This window comes from Rheinheimera sp. (assembly GCF_036782235.1).
Taxonomy (GTDB): Bacteria; Pseudomonadota; Gammaproteobacteria; order Enterobacterales; family Alteromonadaceae; genus Pararheinheimera.
Genome location: NZ_DAIPZL010000001.1, coordinates 290,729 through 315,514, shown reverse-complemented (window position 1 = coordinate 315,514; position 24,786 = coordinate 290,729). Strand labels below are relative to the sequence as shown.

The 24,786-nt window shown below is 50.1% G+C and carries 22 protein-coding genes; 14 read left to right on the top strand and 8 right to left on the bottom strand.

Annotation, left to right across the window (positions count from 1 at the left end; all coding sequences use genetic code 11):
* Positions 1-7: 7 nt before the first annotated feature.
* The 4 genes from V7P87_RS01330 to V7P87_RS01315 form a co-directional block, all read right to left on the bottom strand.
* On the bottom strand, positions 8-343 hold the full coding sequence (locus V7P87_RS01330) for a DUF3718 domain-containing protein (protein WP_333795814.1): 336 nt from the start codon (positions 341-343) through the stop codon (positions 8-10).
* Positions 344-530: 187 nt separating this feature from the next.
* The gene (locus tag V7P87_RS01325) at positions 531-1,034 is read right to left on the bottom strand and encodes a chemotaxis protein CheD (protein ID WP_333795813.1); all 504 of its coding nucleotides are present in this window, start codon (positions 1,032-1,034) and stop codon (positions 531-533) included.
* A 174-nt stretch (positions 1,035-1,208) separates the two neighbouring features.
* Positions 1,209-1,934 carry a LytR/AlgR family response regulator transcription factor gene (locus V7P87_RS01320; protein WP_333795812.1) on the bottom strand — a complete coding sequence of 242 codons (726 nt, stop codon included), beginning with the start codon at positions 1,932-1,934 and terminating at the stop codon, positions 1,209-1,211.
* Positions 1,935-2,277: 343 nt separating this feature from the next.
* Complete coding sequence (locus V7P87_RS01315; RefSeq protein WP_333795811.1) at positions 2,278-4,461, bottom strand: M3 family metallopeptidase; 2,184 nt, start codon at positions 4,459-4,461, stop codon at positions 2,278-2,280.
* A gap of 363 nt (positions 4,462-4,824) precedes the next feature.
* Here V7P87_RS01315 and V7P87_RS01310 point away from each other — a divergent pair, with 363 nt between their 5' ends.
* From V7P87_RS01310 to V7P87_RS01265, 10 genes are all read left to right on the top strand, one after another.
* Positions 4,825-5,262 (top strand): GNAT family N-acetyltransferase, encoded by a 438-nt coding sequence (locus V7P87_RS01310; RefSeq protein ID WP_333795810.1) that lies wholly within the window; start codon positions 4,825-4,827, stop codon positions 5,260-5,262.
* Between the two features lie 156 nt (positions 5,263-5,418).
* On the top strand, positions 5,419-7,470 hold the full coding sequence (gene prlC, locus V7P87_RS01305; RefSeq protein ID WP_333795809.1) for an oligopeptidase A: 2,052 nt from the start codon (positions 5,419-5,421) through the stop codon (positions 7,468-7,470).
* Positions 7,470-8,021, top strand: a complete 552-nt coding sequence (locus tag V7P87_RS01300) for a hypothetical protein (RefSeq protein WP_333795808.1) — start codon at positions 7,470-7,472, stop codon at positions 8,019-8,021. Before prlC ends, V7P87_RS01300 begins: the two co-directional genes overlap by 1 nt.
* Positions 8,022-8,112: 91 nt before the next feature.
* Positions 8,113-8,847: a DNA-3-methyladenine glycosylase I gene (locus tag V7P87_RS01295; RefSeq protein ID WP_333795807.1), complete on the top strand. Its 735-nt coding sequence runs from the start codon at positions 8,113-8,115 to the stop codon at positions 8,845-8,847.
* Positions 8,844-9,608: a class I SAM-dependent methyltransferase gene (locus V7P87_RS01290; protein ID WP_333795806.1), complete on the top strand. Its 765-nt coding sequence runs from the start codon at positions 8,844-8,846 to the stop codon at positions 9,606-9,608. The genes V7P87_RS01295 and V7P87_RS01290 overlap by 4 nt, the downstream gene beginning before the upstream one ends.
* Before the next feature lie 75 nt (positions 9,609-9,683).
* A complete protein-coding gene (locus tag V7P87_RS01285) occupies positions 9,684-10,172 on the top strand; it encodes a peroxiredoxin (protein ID WP_333795805.1) in 489 nt (162 codons plus the stop codon).
* A 418-nt stretch (positions 10,173-10,590) separates the two neighbouring features.
* The gene (locus tag V7P87_RS01280; RefSeq protein WP_333795804.1) at positions 10,591-11,007 is read left to right on the top strand and encodes a GFA family protein; all 417 of its coding nucleotides are present in this window, start codon (positions 10,591-10,593) and stop codon (positions 11,005-11,007) included.
* 40 nt (positions 11,008-11,047) lie between these two features.
* Positions 11,048-11,845: an MBL fold metallo-hydrolase gene (locus V7P87_RS01275; protein WP_333795803.1), complete on the top strand. Its 798-nt coding sequence runs from the start codon at positions 11,048-11,050 to the stop codon at positions 11,843-11,845.
* Between the two features lie 89 nt (positions 11,846-11,934).
* Positions 11,935-12,591: a leucine efflux protein LeuE gene (leuE, locus tag V7P87_RS01270; RefSeq protein ID WP_333795802.1), complete on the top strand. Its 657-nt coding sequence runs from the start codon at positions 11,935-11,937 to the stop codon at positions 12,589-12,591.
* Positions 12,592-12,774: 183 nt separating this feature from the next.
* On the top strand, positions 12,775-13,242 hold the full coding sequence (locus V7P87_RS01265; protein ID WP_333795801.1) for a hypothetical protein: 468 nt from the start codon (positions 12,775-12,777) through the stop codon (positions 13,240-13,242).
* Between the two features lie 219 nt (positions 13,243-13,461).
* On the opposite strand, the gene V7P87_RS01260 is transcribed toward V7P87_RS01265, so the two are convergent.
* Positions 13,462-14,325: a S1 family peptidase gene (locus tag V7P87_RS01260; protein WP_333795800.1), complete on the bottom strand. Its 864-nt coding sequence runs from the start codon at positions 14,323-14,325 to the stop codon at positions 13,462-13,464.
* A gap of 305 nt (positions 14,326-14,630) precedes the next feature.
* Here V7P87_RS01260 and V7P87_RS01255 point away from each other — a divergent pair, with 305 nt between their 5' ends.
* Entirely contained in the window at positions 14,631-15,005 is a 375-nt protein-coding gene (locus V7P87_RS01255) for a DUF3718 domain-containing protein (protein ID WP_333795799.1), read from the top strand.
* A 107-nt stretch (positions 15,006-15,112) separates the two neighbouring features.
* On the opposite strand, the gene ggt is transcribed toward V7P87_RS01255, so the two are convergent.
* Positions 15,113-16,852 (bottom strand): gamma-glutamyltransferase, encoded by a 1,740-nt coding sequence (ggt, locus tag V7P87_RS01250; protein ID WP_333795798.1) that lies wholly within the window; start codon positions 16,850-16,852, stop codon positions 15,113-15,115.
* 170 nt (positions 16,853-17,022) lie between these two features.
* On the opposite strand from ggt, the gene V7P87_RS01245 reads away from it, so the two are divergent.
* Positions 17,023-18,744 carry a M1 family metallopeptidase gene (locus tag V7P87_RS01245; RefSeq protein ID WP_333795797.1) on the top strand — a complete coding sequence of 574 codons (1,722 nt, stop codon included), beginning with the start codon at positions 17,023-17,025 and terminating at the stop codon, positions 18,742-18,744.
* An 83-nt stretch (positions 18,745-18,827) separates the two neighbouring features.
* Here the strand turns inward: V7P87_RS01245 and V7P87_RS01240 are convergent, their stop codons facing one another.
* The gene (locus tag V7P87_RS01240) at positions 18,828-20,411 is read right to left on the bottom strand and encodes a methyl-accepting chemotaxis protein (RefSeq protein ID WP_333795796.1); all 1,584 of its coding nucleotides are present in this window, start codon (positions 20,409-20,411) and stop codon (positions 18,828-18,830) included.
* Positions 20,412-20,447: 36 nt separating this feature from the next.
* Positions 20,448-22,592: a putative bifunctional diguanylate cyclase/phosphodiesterase gene (locus tag V7P87_RS01235; protein WP_333795795.1), complete on the bottom strand. Its 2,145-nt coding sequence runs from the start codon at positions 22,590-22,592 to the stop codon at positions 20,448-20,450.
* Positions 22,593-22,965: 373 nt separating this feature from the next.
* Between V7P87_RS01235 and V7P87_RS01230 the strand changes: the two genes are divergently transcribed.
* Complete coding sequence (locus tag V7P87_RS01230) at positions 22,966-23,688, top strand: hypothetical protein (RefSeq protein WP_333795794.1); 723 nt, start codon at positions 22,966-22,968, stop codon at positions 23,686-23,688.
* Positions 23,685-24,764, top strand: a complete 1,080-nt coding sequence (locus tag V7P87_RS01225) for a sensor histidine kinase (protein ID WP_333795793.1) — start codon at positions 23,685-23,687, stop codon at positions 24,762-24,764. The genes V7P87_RS01230 and V7P87_RS01225 overlap by 4 nt, the downstream gene beginning before the upstream one ends.
* The last annotated feature ends 22 nt before the right edge of the window (positions 24,765-24,786 follow it).

The window sequence follows — 24,786 nt, the reverse complement described above, 5'->3', positions numbered from 1 at the left end:
GGGGGTCTTAGTTTGGCGCTGCGATATCTTTGATATCCACATGGCCTTCACCTTTACGATCATAGGGGGCCAGCATTTTTGCCACTTTAAAAGACTGTTCTGCCCGGGCAAAACTAATCAGCGGTAAACCGTTACAAACCACTTTATCCACTGCGGTCTGGATTTTAATCCGATGTTCTTTCAGTGCGTTTTTCAGGCCAAGTCTGTCATCCTGACGGGTTTCGGTGCAAATTTTTACCAAAGCGTTGTAGCCATAAGGTTGTTGCTCAGTCTGACCTGCGCCAGCCTGGAAGGCAAAACACGCAACCACCAGAGCTGTAACTAACGAGAATCTTGCTTTCATCTGCGTTTCCTCTGAGTGATGTGATCCCTGCTGATCACGACTGCAGTGTGGCAGAGCCCGCGCCCGGAAACAGAGGTATTGTGACTAAAGGGTGAAGTTTTGAGCCTAAGGGACAAGCGGCATAAAATCAGTGACGGATGTCACAGCTCTGGTGATATTGGTCGTCAGCTCAGTGGCAGCGCCTGTGTTAAAACGCGTTGCCACAATAGTGCAGCTGATAACTGCCGTCTTGCCTGAGCTGAATAATCCGGCCTTGCTGACCACCGGTGTCACTGTCGCAAAAGCGGATCTGATGTGTGTTGGCAAAAGCCAGCACAGCGTTGAGATTCTGCTGGCCAATAGCAAAATAATCGCGCTCGCCGCCAATGCTGGCACCACCAAATAAACGCCATTGCCACTGCTGCGCTGGTGCCAGCTGTTGCACAGCGCTGTATAACACCGGCAAGCTGTGATCAGCAAAACGATAATCGGCCGCCACTTTGCCCTGGCCACCCGGCAAAACCAGATGGCAAATAGCCAGATTTCCAGTTGGGTTGTGGCTGGCACAGACTGCGACACAAGAGCCGAGCAGGGTTTGGATCAAAGGATAACCGGCGCCCACATACAACTCACCGGGCTGCAGATACAGTTTGCCCGGCCTTGACCAGGCGCTATTGGCAAAATGCTTGTCGAATGGTGCTGAAGGCGTCATAACTAAGCTGGCTAACTTGTGACTGCGGATGATGCAGGTGTAGCAGTTATAGCGGCAAAAAATCGTACAAAAATGTACAGCAGCGCTGGCGAAAGCGCCGCTTCTGTTAAAAAATCTGCTGAAAAACAGCAGCTTAGGGGGTTGTTGCGGTATATCTTGTTATTGCTTCAACCACTAATTTAAATAGTCACGCAATAACGACTGCAGCTCACGTTTAAAACGGCGCGACACCGGTACCAGGCTGTGGTCGGTCAGCTCCAGCAAATACACCCCACGTTGTAAACTCAGTTGCTTCAGATGATGCAGGTTCACCAGAGTGGAACGGTGAATTTGCACAAAACATTTGGGCAACCTGGGCAAAATAGCTTTAAGGGTATCACGCACCACATGATTGCCGTCCGTGGTGTGAATACATAAATAATTGCCGGCCGATTGGATCATCAGCACACCGGGTTCATCCAGGCTCAGTATCGAATGGCCATTGTGAAACTTCAGTTTGGCCGGGTAAGGGCTGTAACTTTGTTCCGGTTGCTGGCGCAGCAAACTGTGGGCATTCATTAAAGTGCGCGCCAGATGCAGCCGGTTGACCGGTTTTAATAAAAAATTAAAGGCATAACTTTCCACCGCCAGGTAAGCATCCTGTTCGCGGTGACTTTGAGCTATCAGCAGCGGCGGCTGGTAAGGGGTTTTGTCACTAAACAGCAGCTGCTCGTCGGGTAAACCTGGCAAATGCATATCCAGAAAAATTAAATCAGGCGGTTCTTTACATTGCTGCTGCAGCTCGTTGTAGTCGTGACAACAGCTTTGCAGCTGCAAATTGGGGTAATAACTCAACAGTCCTAATAAGTGACGGCAAGATTGCAGATCACTGTCGGCAACCATCAATTTTAGCGGGGGCATTCCTTGCTCCATGCTCTGGTTTCAGGTGCCTCAGTATAGGCAATGGCCTCTGGCTGCACCAAGACACATACCGCTAAAAATCATTCGGTAACAATAAGTTAAACTGACTTGTTTGGGTTATATTTCTGTGATTTTCTTGTGCTGGCAAACACAGATTTCATGAAAATCGCTAACCCAAACGCTGTTCTGCTTACAACTTTTCACATTTTAGGGAAGCCCTTACATGGTAGGGCAACAGCAGTGCTGTCAACTTAAGCGGCCAGTTGGCAGAAGCAGTAAAAAAAAGCCGGTGCGGGCACCGGCTTTGTTCAGTCAGCATACATGGTGCTGCGGTTGTGTGCTGTTAGTTCACCGCAGTTTTTAAACCACGGCGGATCAGCAGTGCATCTGTAGTTGGTTCCTGACCACGGAAGTTTTTATAAGCTTCCATTGGTGGCAGGGTGTTGCCGACAGATAAAATGTGTTTACGGAAGTTCACGCCGTTTTCCAGTTTCAGACCACCCTGCGACTGTACAAAAGCGTAAGCGTCTGCTGCCAGAATTTCTGACCACATATAAGCGTAATAACCGGCTGAATAACCGCCGCCAATAGAGTGGCTGAAGTAAGTTGATTTATAACGTGGTGGTACAGCAGCAATGTCTACACCGTGTTTTTTCAGCGCGTCTTGCTCAAATTTTTCCACGTCAGGGAGCTCAGTGCCTGGTTTTAACGCATGCCATTCCATATCCACTAAAGCGGCCGCCATATATTCCAGGGTGTCAAAACCCTGGTTAAAGCTGCGTGACTTCATAATTTTGGCCAAAAGTTCAGCCGGAATTGCTTCACCTGTTTTGTAGTGTTTGGCGTAGTTGGCAATCACTTCAGGGTAAGCGGCCCAGTCTTCCTGGAAGGTTGACGGGAATTCAACAAAGTCGCGGGATACTGAAGTACCAGCCAGCGTCGGGTATTTTACTTTGGAGAAAATACCGTGCAGGCCGTGGCCTAATTCGTGGAACATAGTCGTCACATTGTCATAGCTCACCAGGGTTGGTTCGCCGGCCGGGCCTTTTGGAATGTTCATCACGTTGACCACTACTGGTTTAGTACCGGCCAGGTCGCTTTGATCCACAAAAGAGCTCATCCAGGCGCCACCACGTTTGCCGTCACGGGCAAAATAGTCAGCGTAGAAAATAGCAATGCTGCTGCCGTCGGCGTCAAACACTTCATAAGCTTCTACATCCGGGTGGTAAACCGGTAAGTCAGCACGTTTTTTGAATGTAATACCAAAGAGTTTGTTCATGGTGAAGAACACACCATCGTGCAGCACACGGTTAAACTCAAAGTATTGTTTTACTTCGTTTTCGTCTAAGTCATATTTGGCTTTACGCACTTTCTCAGCATAAAACTCCCAGTCCCATGGCTGCAGCTCAAAATCACCGCCTGTGGTTTTGATCATTTCCTGAATAGCAGCAGCTTCCAGTTTGGTGTTGGCAACCACGGCTGGCACCATGCTACCCAGCATGTCCATCACCGCCTGTGGTTTTTTCGCCATAGCTTTTTCCAGCTGGTAATCAGCCCAGCTATCAAAACCTAACAGTTGTGCACGTTCAGCACGGATTTGCGCCAGGCGAGCCACCAGAGGTCTGTTGTCGGTGTCACCTTTGGTGCCGCGGTAAGCAGATGCTTCCCAGATTTGCTGACGCAGTTCACGGTTTTCCAGCACAGCTAAAGCTGGCTGACGGGTAGTGTTGGTCAGTTCAATCACATATTTGCCTTCCTGACCACGGGCTTTGGCGCCTTCAGCAGCAGCCTGAATTTCAGCTTCTGAAAAACCAGCCAGTTTGGCTTTGTCATCGACAAAAATTGCGATGTCTTTGGTGATTTTTAACAGGTTCTGGCTGAACTGGTTGGTCAGCTTGGAATGCTCTTCGTTTAAAGCGCGGATCTTGGTTTTTTGCTCGTCAGTTAAAAGAGCGCCAGCGCGGACAAAACGGTCGTAATACACTTCAGTTAAACGCAGTGACTCAGCATCCAGATTCAGGTTGGCGCGGTTGTCGTAAATGGCTTTGACGCGGGCAAACAAAGTCGGGTTTAAGTTAATGTTGTCACCGTGCGCAGCCAGCTTTGGCGCCATTTCTGATTGAATTTTCAGAATGTCCGGGTTGCTGATAGTGCCTGTCATATTAAAAAACACTGAGCTGGCGCGGTCTAACAGCGCACCACTTTGCTCCATAGCCACAATGGTATTTTCAAAAGTGGCGGCTTCAGTGTTGTTGGCAATTTTCTCAATTTCAGCAGCGTGTTCGGCAATGCCCTGTTCCATCGCAGGCTGATAATGTTCAACCTTAATTTTGTCAAATTCAGGTGCCTGATATTGCAGTGGGCTTGGTTGTAACAGTGGGTTGCTGGCTGTCACTGCAGCAGTTTTGTCTTGGGCAGCAGCGACAGGCTGAGCTTGTTGTTCGGCTTGCGCAGGGGCTTTATTGTCAGTACAGGCGCTTAATGCCAGTACTGCTGCAACTGTGGTTGCAACCATGGTCTTTTTCATGTTGTTTTCCTTGGAATTCACGGGGAGCTGTTGTTGCCTGATGGCAAATAAACGTTTCGAGTATGCCAAAGCGCCAGCCGCTGTCACGCAATTTTTCAGCCAAAAGCCTCAACTTTGCGTTAAATAACCATGCCGTTGCTGCAAAAGCTGAATTTTGTCAGCCATACTGGGGGCAGCAGGTGCAAAAACTGATGGCAAAACGCCGCTTATTTGTCAGTGTTTTCAGTTTATTAACATCGTGGGCCAGCGCCTGTTGTGAAAACAGTCTGGCTTTAACAGGCAAGAGCCTGGCTCTGCATGTCTGGCCTGCGATACGAACCCCAAAGCCACAGCTGTGACTATACCCAAATCAAGAGGACAGTTATGTACAGTATGACCGAAGTACCCTTGAGCGATCCTGCTTTGCTTGCGTTGTTTAAAGCCTTATCTGATGCCCTGGGTCATACTGCACAGGAAGATCCGCAGCAACTGGTCATGAATGGCGCTGATGTGCTGGTGGCAGTGCTGGCCTGGCATGATGGCAAGGCCGTGGGTTGTGGTTTGCTGCTAAAACTCAATGACAGCACTGCCGAAATTAAACGCATGTATTCGCGTCAACCCGGCGTTGGCACTGCAGTGCTGGCTTATCTGGAAAACTATGCCCGTCAGCATGGTTTTCAAAAACTGGTGGGTGCAGCACGTATTATCAACAGCAAAGCGGTAAACTTTTACCTGCACAAAGGTTTTAAAAAGTGCGCCAGTTATGGCAAATACAAATACAGCTCACAGTCAATTTGTATGGAAAAATTGTTGAGTGCATGACTGTGTAAAATAGCCACAGGCCGGTGGATTTAGCCCGGCCAGTGCCCGAATCCCCGTTATTTTCTGTATTGCTGCTTGAGAAAATCTGCACCCACCCATAACTCAGGTTATTATCCTGTTTATCTTTTTGGCATGTCGCAACCCCCGGGGTTTTTTATGGACAATCTGTTATTTAATTTTACGGCGTTACCGCCTTTTTCCAAAATCAGTGCTGATATGGTGTTGCCTGCGGTGGAAAAGGCATTGGCCGAATGCCGCGCTGCGGTAGAGCAGGCAGTACAAAGCCGTCCGGTCAGCTGGCAGTCACTGATTGAGGCGACCGAAGCAAGTTCTGATCATTTAAGCCGGCTCTGGTCGCCGGTGTCGCATTTAAATTCGGTGGTGTCATCACCAGAGCTGCGTGAAGCATATGAAAGTTGTCTGCCGCTGCTGTCGGATTTCAGCACCTGGGTGGGGCAACATGAAGGTTTGTATCAGGCTTATCTGGAGCTGAGTCAAAGCGCTGAATATCAGAGGCTCAGTAGCGCCCAGCAAAAAGTGATTCAAAACGCGCTGCGTGACTTTAAATTGTCGGGCATTGGGTTGTCGGACGAGAAAAAACAGCGTTATGGTGAAATTCAAAGCCGGTTATCTGATTTATCCTCCACCTTCTCCAACCATTGTTTAGATGCCACCCAGGCCTGGTTTAAGCAGGTGACAGACGAAAGCCTGCTGGCTGGTTTACCTGAAGACGCCAAACTTGCCGCCGCAGAAGCTGCGCAAAGCCGTGAGCTGGACGGTTATGTGTTTACGCTGGAATTCCCAAGTTATATCGCTGTGATGACTTACGCCGATAACGCCGAGCTTCGCGAAGAAATGTACCGTGCTTATTGCACCCGCGCTTCAGATCAGGGCCCTACCGCCGGTCAGTTTGATAACAGCGCCATTATTGAAGAAACGCTGGCGCTGAAACATGAGCTGGCGACTTTGCTTGATTTTAATAACGCCGCTGAAGAGTCGCTGGCGACTAAAATGGCAGAGAGCCCGGCTCAGGTGCTGGAGTTTTTATCCGATTTAGCCAAACGCGCCAAACCTCAGGCCAAACAGGATTTAGCTGAGCTGCAGGCTTTTGCCAGAGCCGAGCATGGCCAAAGCAGCCTCAATGCCTGGGATATCGCTTATTATTCGGAAAAACTGAAAATGGCCAAATACGCCATTTCTGACGAGGTATTAAGGCCGTATTTTCCTGAGCCTAAGGTGCTGAGCGGTTTATTTACTGTGCTGCAGAAACTTTTTGGTGTCACGGTTGAGCAACAAGACGGCGTTGATGTTTGGCATCCGGATGTGAAGTTTTACCGCATTCTGGATAACAAAGGCGAGTTACGCGGTAGTTTTTACCTGGATTTATACGCCCGCGCCAAAAAACGCGGTGGCGCCTGGATGGACGTATGTCAGGACAGGTTATGGCGTGCCGACGGCAGCCTGCAACACCCTGTGGCTTACCTGACCTGTAACTTTAATAAACCTGTGGGCGGCAAGCCGGCGCTTTTTACCCATGATGAAGTGGTGACTTTATTCCACGAATTTGGTCATGGCCTGCATCATATGCTGAGCAAAGTAGACGCCAGTGCCGTTGCCGGTATTCATGGCGTGCCCTGGGATGCGGTAGAGCTACCAAGCCAGTTTATGGAAAACTGGTGCTGGGCGCCTGAAGCTTTGCAGGTGATTTCCGGCCATTATGAAACGGGCGAGCCACTGCCACAGCAGTTGCTGGATAAAATGCTGGCGGCGAAAAACTTCCAGAGCGCGATGTTTTTAGTGCGTCAGCTGGAGTTTGCGTTGTTTGATTTTCGCTTACACGCTGAATATCAGCCTGAGCTCGGCGGCCGGGTGCAGCAGTTGCTGGATGAAGTGCGTGCAGAAGTGTCGGTAATAGTTCCGCCACGTTTTAACCGCTTCCAGCACAGCTTTAGTCATATTTTTGCCGGTGGTTATGGCGCCGGTTATTACAGCTATTTATGGGCCGAAGTGCTGTCGGCCGACGCCTTTAGCCGCTTTGAAGAAGAAGGGGTGTTTAATGCCAGCACAGGCGCCGACTTCCTGACCTGTATTTTAGAGCGGGGTGGCAGCGCCGAGCCGATGGAGTTGTTTAAAGCCTTCCGTGGTCGCGAACCTTCAAATGCCGCCTTATTACGCCATATGGGCATTCATGCCGGAGCCGCCGCCTGATGCGCGGCGCTGGCATTCAGGCGGTAGCAGCCAGGCAGTCTTGGTGGCAGGCAGCACTTTTTGCCGTCATTTCGGCAGCAGTGCTGGCCGGTTGCAGCCCGCAATCACAGCAGACTGCTTTGACACAAGGTTCTGCCAACAGCAAGGTGCCTGCTGCGCAGCCGGCACCGCAGGTGCAAATGCCAGCAGATGCAGAGGTGGTGATGAAAAAAGAACAACAGCTTCCGGCAGCGGTGAGCAGCAGCGAACTGCAAAGCATGTATCAGGACATTGTGCAGCTGGTGGGCCAGGCCAAAGCCAGCACAGTGGCGCAGTGCCGGGTGGTGGGGCTTGGTGCCAAACCTTGTGGTGGGCCGCAGTCTTATCTGGTGTATTCCGCAGAACAAGGCAACGAAACTGAACTGTTGGCCAAAGTGGCACGTTATAACCTGCTGGTGCAACAGCATAACCAGCAGCTGGGGCTGATATCTGACTGTGCTGTGGTGCCCAAACCCGGTGTGGTGTTAGTTGAAGGTGTCTGTCAGGCTGGCCCGCCGGGCGATTTGATGTAACAAGGCAATGTCATTGCCTGCTCACAAACAAATGAAGTAACAGCAGACTCAGCTAAAGCAGCTGAGTTTTGGTTTTAAAAAGGATGGGCCTATGGCCAAAGTGGAAAAGGTGTCGCAGATTTATCAGCGGGCACTGGAGCGTAAAGGTGGTGAAGCTCAGCTGCAGTTATTATTAGGACAACAGCCGCTCAGCACTGCCGCTTTGATGCAATACCAGGACAGCGACTGGCTGGCTGCTTTTAGCAAAAAAGTATTTCAGAGTGGTTTTGTCTGGCGGGTGGTCGAGCAAAAGTGGCCGGGTTTTTGTGAAGTGTTTTTTGATTTTTCCATCGAAAAAATGCTGATGATGAGCGACGAAATGCTGGCGGCCAAAGCGCAGGACCCGCGTATTATCCGCAACGGCAGCAAGGTGCTGACCATCAGACACAACGCACTGATGATTGATGATTTAGCCCGTGAGCATGGCAGTTTTGCCTCCCTGGTGGCGCAGTGGCCAACAGACAATATTATTGGTCTGTGGCAGCTGTTAAAACAGCGTGGTGCCAGGCTGGGGGGCAACACCGGCCCTTATGCGCTGCGTGCTATGGGCAAAGACACTTTTTTACTGAGTAGCGACGTGGAAGCTTATTTACGGGCTTATCAGGTCATTGATGGTGGTTTAACCAGCAAAAGCAGTCTGCAAAAAATTCAGGCGCAGTTTAATCTGTGGCAGCAAGAGTCGGGTTTGAGCCTGACCACTTTAAGCCGTTTAGTGGCGCTCAGTAGCGGTGACAATTATCTGGGGCTCACTGGCGCCGGTGCGGCTGACATGGCGGACGACGCATGACAATACAGCCTGAACATCAGTTACTGGCAACAGAAAATCTGCCGGCAGAAATCCAAAATGCCGTCGCCGGTTTTGGCATCAGCCTGGCAACGTCTGTGACTGGCTGGCATTTAGCCTGGACCGGTGAAGCGCTGGTGCTGCGTAGCATCGAACTTGCCAAACAAGGTGATATTCTGGTGGATTTTGCCAGTGGCGCTGCCACTTACCGCCGCAAATTTGGGGGTGGTAAAAGTGAAGCTATTGCCAAAGCTGTAGGCCTGAGTAAAAAAGCCGGTTTAACCGTGATAGACGCGACCGCAGGTCTTGGCCGCGATGCACTGGTGCTGGCAAGCCTGGGCGCTCAGGTGACTTTAGTCGAGCGTAATCCTTCAGTGGCGTTGCTGTTGTGGGACGGTTTACGCCGTGCCAGGCTCGACCCTGAAGTGTGTGACTGGTTGCCGCAGCGCATGCAGCTGGTATTTCAAAGTGCGGCCGAGGCGCTGCAAACTTTGCCAGCACCCGATGTGGTTTATCTGGATCCGATGTTTCCGGCGCGGGAAAAATCCGCTGCAGTTAAAAAAGAAATGCGTGCTTTTCATGATGTGGTGGGCAGCGATCCCGATGCCGATGCTTTGCTGCCACTGGCGTTTCACCTCGCCAGCAAAAGGGTGGTGGTCAAAAGGCCGGGTTATGCGGAGTTTCTGGCCGGGCAAAAACCCAGTATGAGTATTGAAGGCAAAAACAACAGATTTGATGTTTATGTAAAAGCAGCACTGGATTAAGCCAGCGCGATTTTTTGCATCTGAAACAAAAAACAATAATTTTAATCGCATGATGAAGAACAACAGGAGCAACCCATGATCAAGGTGGGCGATAAATTACCGGAAGTCAGCTTTCAGCGACTGACCGACAACGGGGTGGTGACTTTAACCACCAAAGAAGTATTCAGCGGCGAAACCGTGGTGTTATTTGCATTACCCGGCGCCTTTACCCCCACCTGTAGTGCGGCGCACTTACCGGGTTTTGTCGAGCTGGCCGAGCAGTTTTTTCAGGCAGGTGTTGACCGTATTATCTGCACGGCCGTCAACGACGCTTATGTGCTGGACGCCTGGGGCAAACAACAAAACGCCGGTGACATTCTGTTTTTAGCCGACGGTGCCGGCCGTTTTGCCACCGCCTGTGGTTTAGCAACCGACAGCGGCGACTTTGGCGGCCTGCGCTCTTTACGCTACGCCATGATAGTGGAAGACGGTGTGGTGCAGCTGTTAAATGTGGACGCACCTAAGACTTTTGAGCTGACCAAAGCAGAAGTGCTTTTGGAAGCAGTGAAGCAGCGTTCTGCTTAGCTTTTGCCGCTTGATGGCTGACGGGGCTACGTAAGCCTGGCTATTCACTCTGATAGGTGACACTTCGGTTCAACCACATAGGTGACACTGGTTTGGCTGATAGCCAGTTGGTTTGTGCTGGTTTATGGATGCCTGCGGCATGTTGTTTTAAAAGCGGTTTCGCCGCAAGGGCGAGCTACTTTCTTTGCTGACAAAGAAAGTAGCCAAAGAAATAAAATGAAGGCGAGTCATAGATTGCATTTTGCTCTAATACTTTACAGTCAGGTGCAGTGAAATTTAGATTTTGATCCAATCCAGGTTCGGCATAATACAGGGCTGACCTACATGCCTTTATCGCCGGTCAATATTGATCCATCAGCCATTTGCAGCACATTGCGCTCTGGCCTGCTTTAGGAACAGAAAAACATAAGGACATCAGATGTATCAGGGAAGCTGTTTATGTGGTGCTGTTACCTTAGAAATCAGTGGTGCTATTAAGTCTATTATCCATTGCCATTGTTCAAAGTGCAGAAAGAGTAGCGGGACTGCCTATGCAACCAATGGTTTTGTGGCTGTGGCGGATTTCAGCATTAAAACAGGGCAGGAACACATCCATTTTTATGAAATGTCGCCTGGCAAAAAACGGCATTTTTGCAAAGTCTGCGCTTCGCCCATTTTTAGCAGTAACGACGCCACTCCTGGGCTGTTACGTTTAAGGCTGGGTATATTGGACTCCGATATCGAAGAGCGGCCGATGTCACATAACTTTGTATCTTCAAGAGCTAACTGGGATGATCTGGACGCGGATTTACCGCGTTACGACGGCCATGAACCGGGTCGTGCTTTGCTGAAATAAGCACAAGGCAAAAGTAACGGTCTGATAAAAAAGGATTTTGATGAAACATCTGCTGTGGTTAATCACGACTTGTTATCTTGGCGCAGCTCTTGGCTGCGGTGCTGGTCTGGCTGCAGAAACTGCGATGACAGTGCAACCGATTGGCAACGACGCTTATATCTTGACGCCAGCTTATGGCACCAATATAGGCGTGTTTAAAACTGCTGGGGGATTGGTGTTGATTGACCCTATGCCGGGTGAAGATCAGTTGGTGCAGCTTGAACAACAAATAAAGTCTCTGCTGGGCGCGCCGGTGCAATTTATTTTAAATACCCATGCGCACGCCGATCATCAGGGCGGTAACAGTTATTTTGTGCAAAAAGGCGCGGTATTGTTGGCAGATAGCAGTCATTTGGCTGGATTTCAGTCAGCAAGTGCTGCGTCTCATACCACTTTGGATACAGTGTTTTACCACAAAGCCAGCAACAGTATTTTTGTTGGAGATATTTACGACCGCAGCTGGCATCCAACCTTTTACGCTGGTGGGCTGGCCGGGTTTCACCAAGCTATCAACGCTATTTTAGCGCTTGGAGACAACCAGAGTCTGATAGTGCCTGGTCATGGTAAACCTGGCAGCAAGGCTGAGCTTCGTCAGTTTCAGCTCCATACCACGGCCTGGGTGGCACGGGTGCAACAGCTTTCTCGTGCCGGTAAAACAGTAGACGACATTAAAAATGATGCGGAAATAAAGCGGATTCTGCAACAATTTAACCCTGAACCTACAGCGGATTTTGTTCCGGAGCAGGCCTTGGTGCGTTTTATTGAAAGAACCTTAACCCTGATTAAAAAAGAGCAATAACGGCAAACAGCATTTGGCCGGTAAACCAGCAGGTTGAGCTCAGCGCTCGGACATTTTTTTCATTCCGTATTTATCACTGCAGGAGCAGTATGGAAAACCTCGGTATTCTCCAGTTCTGGACTTTTGTCAGCGGTGTCATTGTGATTATTTTGCTGCCCGGGCCCAATAGTTTGTTTGTGCTTAAAACCAGTATCAGCCGGGGGGCTCAGGCGGCCTGGCAGGCGCTGGCGGCTGTGCTGCTTGGTGATGCGCTGCTGATTTTATTGGCTTATCTGGGGGTTGCTTCATTGTTATTGGCATCTCCTGAGTTGTTTCGCTGGGTGCGGTATTTAGGCGCGGCTTATTTGTTGTATCTGGGTGTGCAAATTTTATTAAGCCTGCGCCAGCACAAGGCCAGTGCAGACAATTCCACAACGGGCGCCGGCACAAATCACACCCCTCACAATATTAGCGGTTCGGTGTTTCGTAAGTCTTTGTTATTGAGCCTGACCAACCCCAAAGCTATTTTGTTTTATCTGTCGTTTTTTATTCAGTTTATCGACTACAGCTATCAGCCAGCCTGGTTGCCTTATCTGGTGCTGGCATTGGTCTTAGAGCTGGTCAGTTTGTGTTATCTCACTGTGCTGATTTATGCCGGCCGGGCTATTGCCGGTTTTTTCCGCCATCAGCCGCTGGCGGCCAAAGCCGGCAACTTGCTGCTGGGCATGTTATTCAGCGCTTTTGCCATCCGGCTGGTCTGGGCTTGATATAAGGGCTGTATCGGCGTCGTTTTTCGCTTGCGCCAGCCGCCGCTCTGAAATAACCCTGCTGCCGCTTTGGGGCCTTTGTGCCTATCCCAAATTTGCCACCACTGGTCACGGCTGGTGCTGGCGTTTTTGTTTTGTTGATTAGTCTGACTTACAACAGCTTAATAAGGGCAAGGAAGCATGATGCAAAAATTTATGGGATTATTATCAGGCTTGGTTGGTGTGCTGTTTTTGGGGTTCTGCAGTGGTGCGGCGGCGCAGCCTGCGGATACAAAGGTTCTTGATGCTGAAGAACTGAAAGCCAAAGTAGTGGCCATTACCGAAGCGCAAAACAAAGTGATGTTAAAAGGTTCCAGTCAGGCCGATGTCGACGCACTTTTTACCATGTATCACACCGATTTTGTGTATCAGCATCAGGTATATGGCGGTGAATATTCCAGAGAAAAACTTTATGCCAATACGCTCAGGCTGCAGGCCTTGGGCAAATATAACCTGACGGCGCCACGTTATCAGATCCAAACACAAATACCTGGTTACAACGCTGTGGCTGTGCAGCGGGTGGAAATGCAGCAGGGGGTGGCACACCATCATCTGGCAGTGTTTGAATTTCGGGGTGATAAAGTCAGTCGCATCATCGAATACTGGCAATAAACAGTGGCTATTGGCAATCACACGAATAACAGAACGAACAAAAACAGTTGTGAGTACAAGCTGTTGGATGGAGGCTAACACTACAGTAACAGCTTTTATGTTGTATGCAGCTTTTAACCCACTGTCGGCATAACCCGTTTTTTTACCCTTTCTAATCACCTGGCTCAGGCCCTTTTGCGCAGCGGTTTTGCAGTCCGCTGCTTTTTTTTGGGCAGCTTTTTAATGGTTGGCTGTTAAGGTTGCTGTTATCCAATCCAGATAAAACCAGCTGCTGCTATAAATGGTGTAGCTCGCCCTATTGCTGTTGGTTTGTATATTTGTTGTGGTTGCTGCGGCAATAACAGGCTGATCAGCGTTTTGTGCACAGCCCCGGCCAAAGCTTGCCACCCCCAGATGATAATCAACCCCCTGATAACGGCCAATCAGTGGCGCACCGCTGTCGGCAACACAATCATCTGCGGTATCGCTGGCAAAACCTGCACATAACATCGAAGGCAACACAGCGCCGTTGTATGCCTCAGGTTGGTTACAGTGGTGGTAGTCTTGCAGCGGCAAACTTTGTTGCTGCAGTTCATCGGCCGCTTCGCCCCGTTCTGTCATCGCGCCCCAACTGGCGCTTGCCAGATAAACACCTGGATACAGCAGCTGCGCCATTACAGCGGCTGTGGGCAGTTGCAGCGGCTGAACGTCCAGCGGTGCAGAGTCGGCAAGCTGCAGCAGGGCAATATCGTGGATCAGGCGATGGGGCTGATACAGCGGATGGCGCAGAATTTGTTTTACGCTCAGTAAGCGGCCAGGCTGGCTTTGCAGTCTGTGGCCGGATCTGACCACAGCACCGGCTTGATGGTGTTCGACACAGCGGGCCGAGGTTAACACCCAGTCGGCTTTGATCAAGGCGCCAGCGCAATAATGACCACCACCCAGCTGCACCGACACCATAAATCGAAAACTCTCTGCCGGCACAGGCCAGCCGCTGGCGATTAATGGCAGTGGATAACGCTCTGCCATGCTGCCGGCCAGAGCAAGGTTGGCATCAAACAATAAGGCTGCGAAACAAAGGACAAGTTGAATTGGCTGGCGCATTTGTTGTCCTGCCGTTTGGTGTTGATGCTTTAGCCTTGCAGCAGTTTTGTGATGTAACCAGCGCTGGTGGGTGATGTCATAAAAATATCAATAAATTATTAGTATTAAGTTTTTAAATGTGGCGTTTGCAACTGATTTGTATGCACAAAATAGCAACAAGAATAAAAAACCAGCAATCAAATCAATTCGATAGCGATTTTGACACCGGTAGCCTTGCCTTTGTGCCATAAACGCCAATACTTGGCTTGTGCCGGCGCGTAACAGGTGTCGGGGGAGAAAATTTTTCAAGTCTGGATGAGGGTGTTATGAAGAAAACTGTAACTGTAGTGGCGCTTGCGGTAACTATGCTGGCTTTTAGTGCGCCTTCGGCGCTGGCAAATGAGCAGTGGGCCACGTCCATGTGTGAATATACCAAGGCGGACGATAAAAACCGTATCCGCAAGCTGCTGAGCGACAACAAACTGAACGTGCGTAAAATTTATGACAGCGTGCAGTGCAATAACGAATCTTTAATTAAATTTGCCATGCGCAGTGACGCTTATGAAGTGGGGTCTTTTTTTGTAAAACAGATGCCGGCTAAATCGCTGGTAGCGGAAGATTTAGAAGCTTGGGCCGGTGCCAACGGCCTGGCTTCATCGTCGTTAATTAATGATATTAAAGCGCGGATTGGTCAGGATTAATCCCTGACAAAAAAGCAAAAAGAAAGGGCGGTTGAGACCGCCCTTTTTGTTGTCCGTTTGTCAGGATTTATCACAGCCAGCAGTTGGTCACTGCAGGACGGATTGGCTTAATAACCTGCGGCCTGACCATCTTTACGTGACTCTGAAGCACCATAATAGACGCCTGTTTTTGGATCTTTCATAATGGCCTGATAACCACCATAACCGCCAAAACCATAACGGATGTCGTGGCCTTTTTGCTGCAGCTGCTGAATAGTCTGATAAGGCACACCACGTTCTACCTCAGTGTAACCGCCGTTTTCCAGATACATCTGGCTACCGTCAGTTGGTTCGGTATTGCCAAGGTGCTGCCAACGGGCGGCGTCGCCGGCTTCCTGCAGGTTCATGCCGTAATCAATCATATTCACCACAATCTGCACATGGCCCTGTGGCTGCATAGCGCCGCCCATCACGCCAAAGCTGACATAAGGTTGGCCGTCTTTGGTAATAAAAGCCGGAATAATGGTGTTAAAAGCACGTTTGCCAGGTGCAAAAGCATTAGCGTGTTTCGGGTCCAGCGAAAACATCTGGCCACGGTCCTGGAATACAAAACCTAAACCAGGCACCACCACGCCAGAACCCATACCACGGTAGTTTGACTGGATCAGCGACACCATATTGCCGTCTTTGTCGGCTGTGGTCATATAAATGGTATCGCCTTCATACAGGTTAGGGTTACCGGCGTCCACCCGCTGCGCCGCTTTATCGCTGATCAGTTTGGCGCGCTCGCGGCCATAAGCTTCAGAAACTAAGCCTTTCACTGGCACCTTGTGAAAGTCCTGGTCAGCATAAAATTTGGCCCTGTCTTCAAAGGCCAGTTTTTTCGCTTCAATTAAGGTGTGCAGGCTCTCTGCGCTGTTATAACCCATAGCTTTTAAATCGAAATTTTTTAAAATTTGCAGCATCTGCAAAGCGGCAATCCCCTGACCATTGGGTGGTAATTCCCACACATCAAAACCGCGGTAATTGACCGACACCGGCTCTACCCACTCCGATTTATGTGACGCTAAGTCTTCATAACGTAAATAACCGCCTTCTTTTTGCATAAAAGCATCAATTTTGCGGGCGATGTCGCCCTGATAAAAAGCGTCGCGGCCATCTTTGGCCAGAATTTTTAAGGTATTGGCAAGCGCCGGGTTTTTAAACATCTCACCTTTTTTTGGTGCTTCGCCATTAATAGTAAAAGAGCCTTTAAAATCACCGGGTTGTGGTGATAATTTTGGCACTGACACACCCCAGTAATAGGCAATCAATTCAGATACCGGGAAACCCTGTTCGGCGTAGGTGATGGCGGGCGCCAGAATTTTATCCATTGGTAATTTGCCAAACTTGCCATGTAAGCTAAACCAGCCATCCACTGCGCCAGGTACACTGATCGGCAACATGCCATAAGGCGGAATGTCGGTGCGGCCAAGTTTTTTGACTTCGGCCTGCATTTTCTCCAGCGTCATACCTTTGGGTGAACGACCGGAACCGTTCAGGCCAAACAGTTTTTTATCTTTGGCCGACCAGACAATGGCATATAAGTCACCGCCTATGCCGTTGCCTGTGGGCTCCATTAAACCCAAGGCGGCGTTGGCAGCAATAGCGGCGTCTATGGCGTTGCCCCCTTGTTTCATAATATCCAGTGCAATCTGGGTGGCCAGCGGCTGACTGGTGGCGGCCATGGCGTGCGGCGCTATCACTTCAGATCGGCTGGCAAAGTCATGGCCTGTTACTCTGTCGTAGCTATAAGCCGGGCTGATGGCCAGGCCGCACAACACAACAACAAAAGCAGGTTTGAATAACACAATTGGTTTTAACAACATGGCGGGCTCCGCTGATTTTTTAGCCTTGAGCTTACTTTAGTGATCGCTAAATTCCATCAACAAACGACCAACGCCCCAGTTCCGCCGATGGCCGGTGCGCTACGCACAAGCGCAGTTGTTGGTTTTCATGGCATGATAATTTTTTCAAATCAAAGCGCTCAGGAGCTGCAATGGCATTGGTTCACCCGTCCAAATTCAGACAACATAAACTCTGGTTTAGCCTGAGCTGCAGCTCAGTGGCGCTGTGGGGCTGCAGTAGTACCGTGCCGCTGGACCCTGTAATTGGTGACACTGGCCAGCCTTTGTCTGTCGTTGCACAAAAGGCCGATGTCAAAAGTTATGCTCTTGATTTAGAGATATTTCCTGACGAGCAAAAAATTGCAGGTGTTGGTGAGACAGAGTTTGAGTTGCTTAAGCCAAGCGACAAGGTGGAGCTCAAACTCGACAGCCGTTTTAAGATCAGCCGCATTGAAGTGAATGGCAACACAGCCCAATACCAACGCCAGGGCGGGGTCATCACTATCATGCTGGGGGCAGAGCAGCCAGCAGGCGCTAGCGCAAAAGTGGCAGTGTATTACAGTGGCAATCCTCATGTGGCCAAAAACGCCCCCTGGGCCGGTGGTTCGGTCTGGAGCAAAACTGCCAAAGGCGAGCATTTTATTGCCACCGCAGTGCAGGGCGAAGGCTGTGATTTATTCTGGCCCTGTAAAGATCATTTCAGCGACAAAGCCGACCGGATGCAAATTAAGCTGACGGTACCCAAGGGGTTAAGTGCAGTGACTAACGGCGTACTGCAAAAAATCGACGAGCTGCCAGATGATAAACAGCGTTTTGACTGGTTATTGTCAGTGCCGGCCAGCGACTACAATATTGCGCTTAATATTGGCCCTTACAGCCGGATTTCTGAAACTTATCAAAGTATTAACGGCGCTACTGTGCCTATCGAGTTCTGGGCACTGACCGAAAATACCGACAAAGCCAAAGCATTGATAAAGGATGATGTGCGTGCTCAGCTGGCTTTTTATGAACGCCGGCTGGGACCCTACCCCTGGGGCGATCAAAAAATGGGGGTGGTGGAAACCCCGCACCTTGGGATGGAACATCAAACCGTCAACGCTTATGGCAAAGGTTATAAACGCGACGAATATGGCTTTGACTGGCTGTTGCACCATGAGCTGGCGCATGAGTGGTTTGGCAATCTGATGACCCATGAAAAGCTGAACGACGCCTGGTTACACGAAGGTTTTGGCCTTTATATGCAGCCTGCCTATGCGCTGGAAAAACTGGGCAGCGCCGCTTATCACTACCAGATGTATAAGTCTTATTTAGGCTTATTAAACTGCGAACCTATAGTACGCACTGATGTGGTGACTTCCGATCAGGCTTTTAACCCGGATATTTATGGCAAAGGCGGCTGGGTATTGCATACCTTACGTCAGCTGATAGGCGAAGAAGCGTTCTGGCAGGCCACCCGCGAGCTGCTGTATGGCACAGCAGATACGGCAAAGCTGCAATACCCGATACAGCCGCGTTATCGCAATAGCAAAGAATTTATCAGCATAGTCAACCGCATCACGGGCCAGAATTACCAGTGGTTATTTGATGTGTATTTATATGAAGCGGCTTTGCCTGAGCTAAAACAACAACAGAACGGCGATGTTGTCACCTTCAGCTGGTTAACGCCGAATAAAAAACCTTTCCCTATGCCGATTGACATCAGCATCAATGGCCAAATCCAGCGGCTGGATTTAAGGCAGGGCGCTGCCACTGTTAAAGTCAAAACCACAGATCAGCTGTTGGTCGACCCGGCCATGAAAGTGCTGCGCCAGCTGCCACTGATTGGGTTATGTGAAGAAAACCGTACCAAGGTTAAAAATAAAAGGGCAAGTTAAGCGGTGTGAGCAGGACTTTGGCCCACAACACAACAGCATGAGGTGCCAACGGGACAAGCCGCCCGTTGGCATCAACATTGTTGTTAATCGGTTTTTTGTCTGGCCTGCCAGAAGTGAAATGCCAGTTCATGCAGCAGGCTAGACAAGCCGGCCACCTGGGTGGCGTTGGCAAGGTTATGCTGACCGTGCTGTACGTTTAAATCGGCACTTTGCCGGATCCGCAGTATGCTCTGACTGATTTCTTCGCTTGCGCCACGCTGCTGCATGGCGGCTGTGGCAATCTGTGCGTTCATATTGGTAATGGCATTAACCTGATCACCAATATTTTGCAGTGCAGCACTGGCCTGTACTGCGTTGTGCACACAGTGTTCGGCCTGCTGGTAACTTTGTTGCATCACCAGCACCACCTGTTGCACCGAGTTTTGTAGTGCCATTGTGGTGCGCTGAATGTCCGCTGTGGATTGTTGGGTTCTGGCGGCCAATCCGCGCACGGCTTCAGCCACAACAGCAAAACCCTTGCCTTGTTCACCGGCTCTGGCCGCTTCTATGGCTGCATTTAATGCCAGTAAATTGGTTTGGGCTGCAACGGTTTCGATCACTGTCAGTACAGCACTGATATCGCAGCTATGTTGCTCCAGCTGCAACATAATGGTACTGGCCTGACGGATATTCTCAGCCAGCTGCGCTATGGCATTGTTGGTGCTGCTGACCAGTTGCTGGCCTGTGTTTGCCGCCAGATCAGCCTGGTTGGCTGCCTGAGATGCACTTTCGGCCGAGTGTGCCACCTGCACTATACTGGCCGCCATTTGGGTGACAGCCCCCACTATCTGATCCGTTTCGGCCTGTTGGGTGTGGCATGCCTGGCGGCCTGACTCCACTTGTTGTAACAGTTCGCCGGCATTGTTGCCAAGCTGCTGCGCTGCATCATTGAGTCTGCCGACCACAGCGGCAGTTTCCGCCTGTTGCATTTGCATGGCAAAGCCGATCCGGCCACATTCATCGCTTCGTCCAGTATATAGGGGGGTGCACAGTGGGTTATCAGTCAGCTGTTTGGCCTGCTGCTCCAGCTGGCGTAAAGGTCGCAGCTGGCTATAAATAAAAAAGCCAAGGCCGGCACCTGCACCAAGCAGCAGTGCCGTACTGGCTGCATCTTGCCCCAGCACTGTGGCCAGAAAAACAAAAACCAGCAACATGCTGAGCAATAGCCGCAGCTGCAAAGAGCCTTGCCAGCGCGCTCTGACTGACTTTGGCCTGCTGCTTGATGTTTTCACACTGGCATAATGCTGCTCGGCTAAGGCTATTTGTGCCGGCTGGGCTTTGGTTCGCACCGACTGTACTTCGGCGAGCCGGCCATTTTTATAAATCGGCGTCACAAAGGCGCTGACCCAATAATGATCACCGTTTTTGCAGCGGTTTTTCACCAGCCCCATCCAGTTGCGGCCTTGTTTTAAACTGGTCCACATTTCGGCAAAAGCCTGAGGCGGCATATCAGGATGGCGCACTATATTGTGTGGCTGGCCTATTAACTCAGCTGCAGTAAAACCGCTGATCCGGACAAAGTCGTTGTTCACATATTTAATAAAACCATCCGGTGTGGTGGTAGACAAAATAATATCGCCGTCAGCAAGCTGTATCTCACGGCCTGTTATGGGTTGGTTGATTCTCATGGAGACCCCTGGTTATTGTTGTTTTAAATGAGAGGCTTATTGCTTGTCTGCTAAAAGTGCGGCCAGGGCTGAGTGTGGCAGGTTGTGGTTCAGCTGCTGAATGCTGCTGGCATCAAAGCCGCTGACAAACTGACAAAAATCACGCCACGCCAGTGCCGGAGCAAAATAAAATCCCTGCACTTCGTCACATTGCAGTGTTTTGAGGATGTGCAGCTGGCTCCTGGTTTCCACACCTTCTGCCAGCACCCTGATGCCAAGCTGGTGTGCCAAATCAATAATGGCTTTAACCACTATGATGTTGTTCAGATTCTGTGGGTCCAGTTCTGCGATAAAACTGCGGTCCAGTTTGATGGTGTCAACCGACAGAGAACGCAGGTAATTGAGCGAGCAAAAACCTGTGCCAAAATCATCAATCGACACTTTGATGCCTTGCTGACGTAACTGGTTAATACAGTCTTTGGCCTGGCCAAAGTTTTCTATCAGGCAAGATTCGGTAATTTCAATTTCACAAAGTTGTGGTGACAACCCCCTGTGATGCAGTAAAGCGAGAAAATCCCGGCCAAATTTGGGGTCTAACAATTGTTGGGCTGACACATTAAATGCCAGTGTGATGGGCACTGTGATGCCCTGCTGTTGCAGGCAGAGTGCACTTTGGCTTAATAACGAATCGGATAACTTGTGGATCAGCCGTTGTTGTTCGGCCACCGGAATAAACTTATCAGGGGCAACATAATCGCCGTTTTGGCGGCACCAGCGCGCCAGGATCTCAGCGCCGCTAATAGTACCGTGCTGCAGTGCAATTTTGGGTTGAAACTTCGGCACAATAGCGCCCTGGCTGATGGCTTCGGCCAGATGCAGTTCAATATCACTTTGTTCAAAAAATTGTGCCCCCACCTCAGCACAATAAAAACGCACATGGCTGCCGCCACTTTTTTTGGCGTGGTACATGGCGATATCTGCTTTGGCGATCAGGCTTTTACAGTCAGTGCCGTCTGTTGGATACAGACTGACACCAATGCTCAGATTGACATGCTGGCTGCTATCTTCCAGCGCAAAGGGTTCACGCAGAACCTCAAGAATACGGTTGAGCCGAAGTTCAACCTCAGACAGCGTACAAGATGCGCTGAAGATCAGTAAAAACTCGTCGCCGCTCATCCGTCCGAGAAAATCATCCTGGTCAAGCAAAGCGGCAATACGGGCTGTGACGGCTTTGATCAATAGATCACCAAACAAATGACCTTTGGTGTCGTTAATGGCTTTAAAATTATCAATATCAATAAAAGCCAATGCCAGATGTTGCCCGCCAGCTTGCTGGTTCAGGGTTGAAACTTTGCGTTCCAGTGTTTCCAGCAACAAAGCCCTGTTGGGTAAACCAGTGAGCGTGTCGTAATAAGCCAGTTTTTCCAGCTCTTGTTTATGCTGAATTTTTTCCGTCACATCAGAAAACAAAGCCAGATAATTCATCACATGGCCGTCCGGACCTGCCACAGCACAAATTTTCAGATCTTTGGGAAACAAATGCCCTTGCCGGTGTTTATCCCAGATTTCGCCTTCCCAGCAACCTGTTTGCAGTAATTGTTGCCACAGGCAGGCATAAAACTGTTGGTCGTGTACACCGGAGCGCATAAAACCGGCAGGTTTACCCAGGGTTTCAGTGCGCGCGTAACCTGTGATCTGGCAAAAAGCCGGACTCACATCGAGGATCAGATTATTGCTGTCGGTAATCATAAGTGCGTCATGGCTTTTGCTGAACATCAGCCGGCCCATGGCGGCATCCAGCATGTGACGTGTTTGTGCTGTGAGATCCTGGACAACAGCCTGTACCCTGGCGCTTTCTGTTGTATCCTCAGCCGTCAGTGTGACAAGGGCATAAAACAAGTCACCGTTAAAGCGCTGATGTAACCAATAAAACTGATGCCGGCCCTGCGCTCTGGCTTTTGCCAGCATCAATTCGGCTTTCTCAAATGAGGCCTTGCCACAAGGCTGGGTTGCAGGCGACAACTGGGCCGGATGTTGGAGGGTTGTCAGTTGTTGGCCACTGGCCTGAAACAATTGTCTGGCGGCGTCGTTAAATGCCGTGATCTGATCATCACAAAGCAGCAGCACAGCTTCACGCTCAGCTGCCTGAAACTGGCAGGAGTCAGGCATCCTTAAGGTGTTGCCATCTGCATAACTTTTCATAAGCGCTCTCTGGTTGTTTCTATTTTTAACGGCAGATGTAAGTGCAGTGCTGACAACAACCAAACGAGATGTGTTATCGCCGTAACTGCTATGGCAATAGCGCGTTATTCTGCTGGGTACAACCAAAGTGGGGTCTTGATGCAGATCAACAAAGCGCCTGAAACTGCTCGAATAACAAGCTGTTTGCTGCTGTTGTTCGACCTGCTGTTGTGACAGCTCTGCTGGCGATTGGCCAGTCATACGGCAAGGTTTTATTGTTATTTTTCCTCCTGTTATTGGCGTTTTTCCGCTGCTGTTTGCTTTTGGCTGCGCTTTCACTGTGCCTTTTTGTAGGCTCTGCTGCAGATAAACCCAACAACAAACGGAGCTTTGAATGAAATCAACTTATCTGCAAACCACCATTAATCTGGTGCTCGGCTGTGCTGTGGTGGCGCTTGGGGTGCAAACCCAAATTCTGCAAAAAGACCAAATCAGTGTGCGTGAGCTCAATGTTGAGCGGCTGAATGTAATGGAACCCACAGGGCACCCACGCTTGGTGCTGGCCAATACGGCCCATGCCCCTAAAGCCATTAAACAAGGCAAAGTGGTGTTTGACCCGGGTCAGCGCCCCGGCATGATTTTTTATAACGACGAAGGCACCGAAAACGGCGGTCTCATTTTCCGCGGTAAAAAAGTCGGCGATAAAATTGAACATGGCCTGCATCTGTCGTTTGACCGTTACAATCAGGATCAGGTGGTGGCGCTGCAGCATATTGAGCAAGAGGGGATGTTGATCGCGGGCCTGAATATTGTTGATCGGCCACAACTGGATTTTGATGTTTATATGGAGCTGGCACTGGCGGCAGAAAAGGGCGACCAGGCTGCTATTGCCAAACTCGAAGCGCTGGATGTGAACAAAGATGGTTCTGTACATGGCGCGCGCCGGGCTTTTTATGGCACCCTGAACAATAAAGCCATGTTGCAACTCAATGATCCGTCAGGTAAAAAACGGATTGAAATGGCAGTCAATGCCAAAGGCGAACCGCAGCTGGTGTTTTATGATGCCAAAGGCAAAGAGATGTTACGTTTACCTGAGCAGAAGGAACTGAAACCATGACAGCCGCAGCATCAGCAGCACAACAGCACAACTCGCCTGCCTGGCTCAGGCTTGGCAAACCTTTGCTGGGGATGTTGTTGTTTGCACATTTATTCTGGTTATATGTGGCGCTGTTACAAACAGCGCCCGGCGAGCCTCTGCATTATTATTTTGACGCGCCAGTCTGGCTCACGATGCAGGGGCTGCTGGCACTGGTGTTAACCCGGTTGTTGCACCGGCGGTTACCCAAACGCCAAAGCCGCAGTGCGCAGTATCTGCAAACTTTATTGCTGGGCATGCTGCTGTTTGTTGGCCTGATGACGCTGCTGCAACAAGGTTTAGAGCAGCTGCAGGGTTATCCGTTTTCCGCCATGTTGCTCCTGAAAAACATGCTGATGTACGCGCTGTTGCAGTTGCTGGTGGCCGGTTTTGTGTTGTTATTGGAGGCGCTGGCGGAGCAGCGCCGTCAGGCCGAAGTTTTGTTAATGGCGCAAAAAACGGCGGCAGAGCAACAACTGCAGTTGTTGCAACAACAATTAGACCCGCATTTTTTGTTTAATAACCTCAATGTGTTGTCGGCGCTTATTCATAAAAACCCCGATGACGCTGAAGACTTTTTAGCAAAATTTACCGCCATTTACCGTTACCAGTTGCAGCTGCAGGCCACGCCGCTGGTGACGCTGGCACAGGAGCTGGCTTTTGCGCAAGATTATCTGGCGCTGTTAAATCAGCGTTTTGCCAACAGTTATCAGCTGGACATTAAGCAGGAAGGGCTTTGCCCTGAACAATTTTTGTTGTTGCCCGGCGCCTTGCAGCTGGCGCTGGAAAACGTGGTGAAACATAACGAAGCAAGCCCGGCAGCACCAATGCGGGTACAAATTCACCGTGATGCGCTGCAGCTTGTGATCAGTAACCCCATCCGGCCAAAACTATACGCAGCACAATCCACTGGTGTTGGCCTGAAAAACCTGGCACAGAGGGCGCAGGTGCTGTTAAAACGGGATATCAGCGTCAGCAATACGCAAGGTATGTTTTGTTTGTCATTGCCGCTTGCGGATGCACAGCAGCCGTCAAACCAACAGATATCAAACAAGTAGCCATCAGGGCGCTTTGCCACTC

Excerpts from the sequence above, each read along its gene's own strand:
- V7P87_RS01330 (WP_333795814.1), bottom strand. The coding sequence starts at position 343 with ATGAAAGCAAGATTCTCGTTAGTTACAGCTCTGGTGGTTGCGTGTTTT.
- V7P87_RS01325 (WP_333795813.1), bottom strand. The coding sequence starts at position 1,034 with ATGACGCCTTCAGCACCATTCGACAAGCATTTTGCCAATAGCGCCTGG.
- V7P87_RS01320 (WP_333795812.1), bottom strand. The coding sequence starts at position 1,934 with ATGCCCCCGCTAAAATTGATGGTTGCCGACAGTGATCTGCAATCTTGC.
- V7P87_RS01315 (WP_333795811.1), bottom strand. The coding sequence starts at position 4,461 with ATGAAAAAGACCATGGTTGCAACCACAGTTGCAGCAGTACTGGCATTA.
- V7P87_RS01310 (WP_333795810.1), top strand. The coding sequence starts at position 4,825 with ATGTACAGTATGACCGAAGTACCCTTGAGCGATCCTGCTTTGCTTGCG.
- prlC (WP_333795809.1), top strand. The coding sequence starts at position 5,419 with ATGGACAATCTGTTATTTAATTTTACGGCGTTACCGCCTTTTTCCAAA.
- V7P87_RS01300 (WP_333795808.1), top strand. The coding sequence starts at position 7,470 with ATGCGCGGCGCTGGCATTCAGGCGGTAGCAGCCAGGCAGTCTTGGTGG.
- V7P87_RS01295 (WP_333795807.1), top strand. The coding sequence starts at position 8,113 with ATGGCCAAAGTGGAAAAGGTGTCGCAGATTTATCAGCGGGCACTGGAG.
- V7P87_RS01290 (WP_333795806.1), top strand. The coding sequence starts at position 8,844 with ATGACAATACAGCCTGAACATCAGTTACTGGCAACAGAAAATCTGCCG.
- V7P87_RS01285 (WP_333795805.1), top strand. The coding sequence starts at position 9,684 with ATGATCAAGGTGGGCGATAAATTACCGGAAGTCAGCTTTCAGCGACTG.
- V7P87_RS01280 (WP_333795804.1), top strand. The coding sequence starts at position 10,591 with ATGTATCAGGGAAGCTGTTTATGTGGTGCTGTTACCTTAGAAATCAGT.
- V7P87_RS01275 (WP_333795803.1), top strand. The coding sequence starts at position 11,048 with ATGAAACATCTGCTGTGGTTAATCACGACTTGTTATCTTGGCGCAGCT.
- leuE (WP_333795802.1), top strand. The coding sequence starts at position 11,935 with ATGGAAAACCTCGGTATTCTCCAGTTCTGGACTTTTGTCAGCGGTGTC.
- V7P87_RS01265 (WP_333795801.1), top strand. The coding sequence starts at position 12,775 with ATGCAAAAATTTATGGGATTATTATCAGGCTTGGTTGGTGTGCTGTTT.
- V7P87_RS01260 (WP_333795800.1), bottom strand. The coding sequence starts at position 14,325 with ATGCGCCAGCCAATTCAACTTGTCCTTTGTTTCGCAGCCTTATTGTTT.
- V7P87_RS01255 (WP_333795799.1), top strand. The coding sequence starts at position 14,631 with ATGAAGAAAACTGTAACTGTAGTGGCGCTTGCGGTAACTATGCTGGCT.
- ggt (WP_333795798.1), bottom strand. The coding sequence starts at position 16,852 with ATGTTGTTAAAACCAATTGTGTTATTCAAACCTGCTTTTGTTGTTGTG.
- V7P87_RS01245 (WP_333795797.1), top strand. The coding sequence starts at position 17,023 with ATGGCATTGGTTCACCCGTCCAAATTCAGACAACATAAACTCTGGTTT.
- V7P87_RS01240 (WP_333795796.1), bottom strand. The coding sequence starts at position 20,411 with ATGAGAATCAACCAACCCATAACAGGCCGTGAGATACAGCTTGCTGAC.
- V7P87_RS01235 (WP_333795795.1), bottom strand. The coding sequence starts at position 22,592 with ATGAAAAGTTATGCAGATGGCAACACCTTAAGGATGCCTGACTCCTGC.
- V7P87_RS01230 (WP_333795794.1), top strand. The coding sequence starts at position 22,966 with ATGAAATCAACTTATCTGCAAACCACCATTAATCTGGTGCTCGGCTGT.
- V7P87_RS01225 (WP_333795793.1), top strand. The coding sequence starts at position 23,685 with ATGACAGCCGCAGCATCAGCAGCACAACAGCACAACTCGCCTGCCTGG.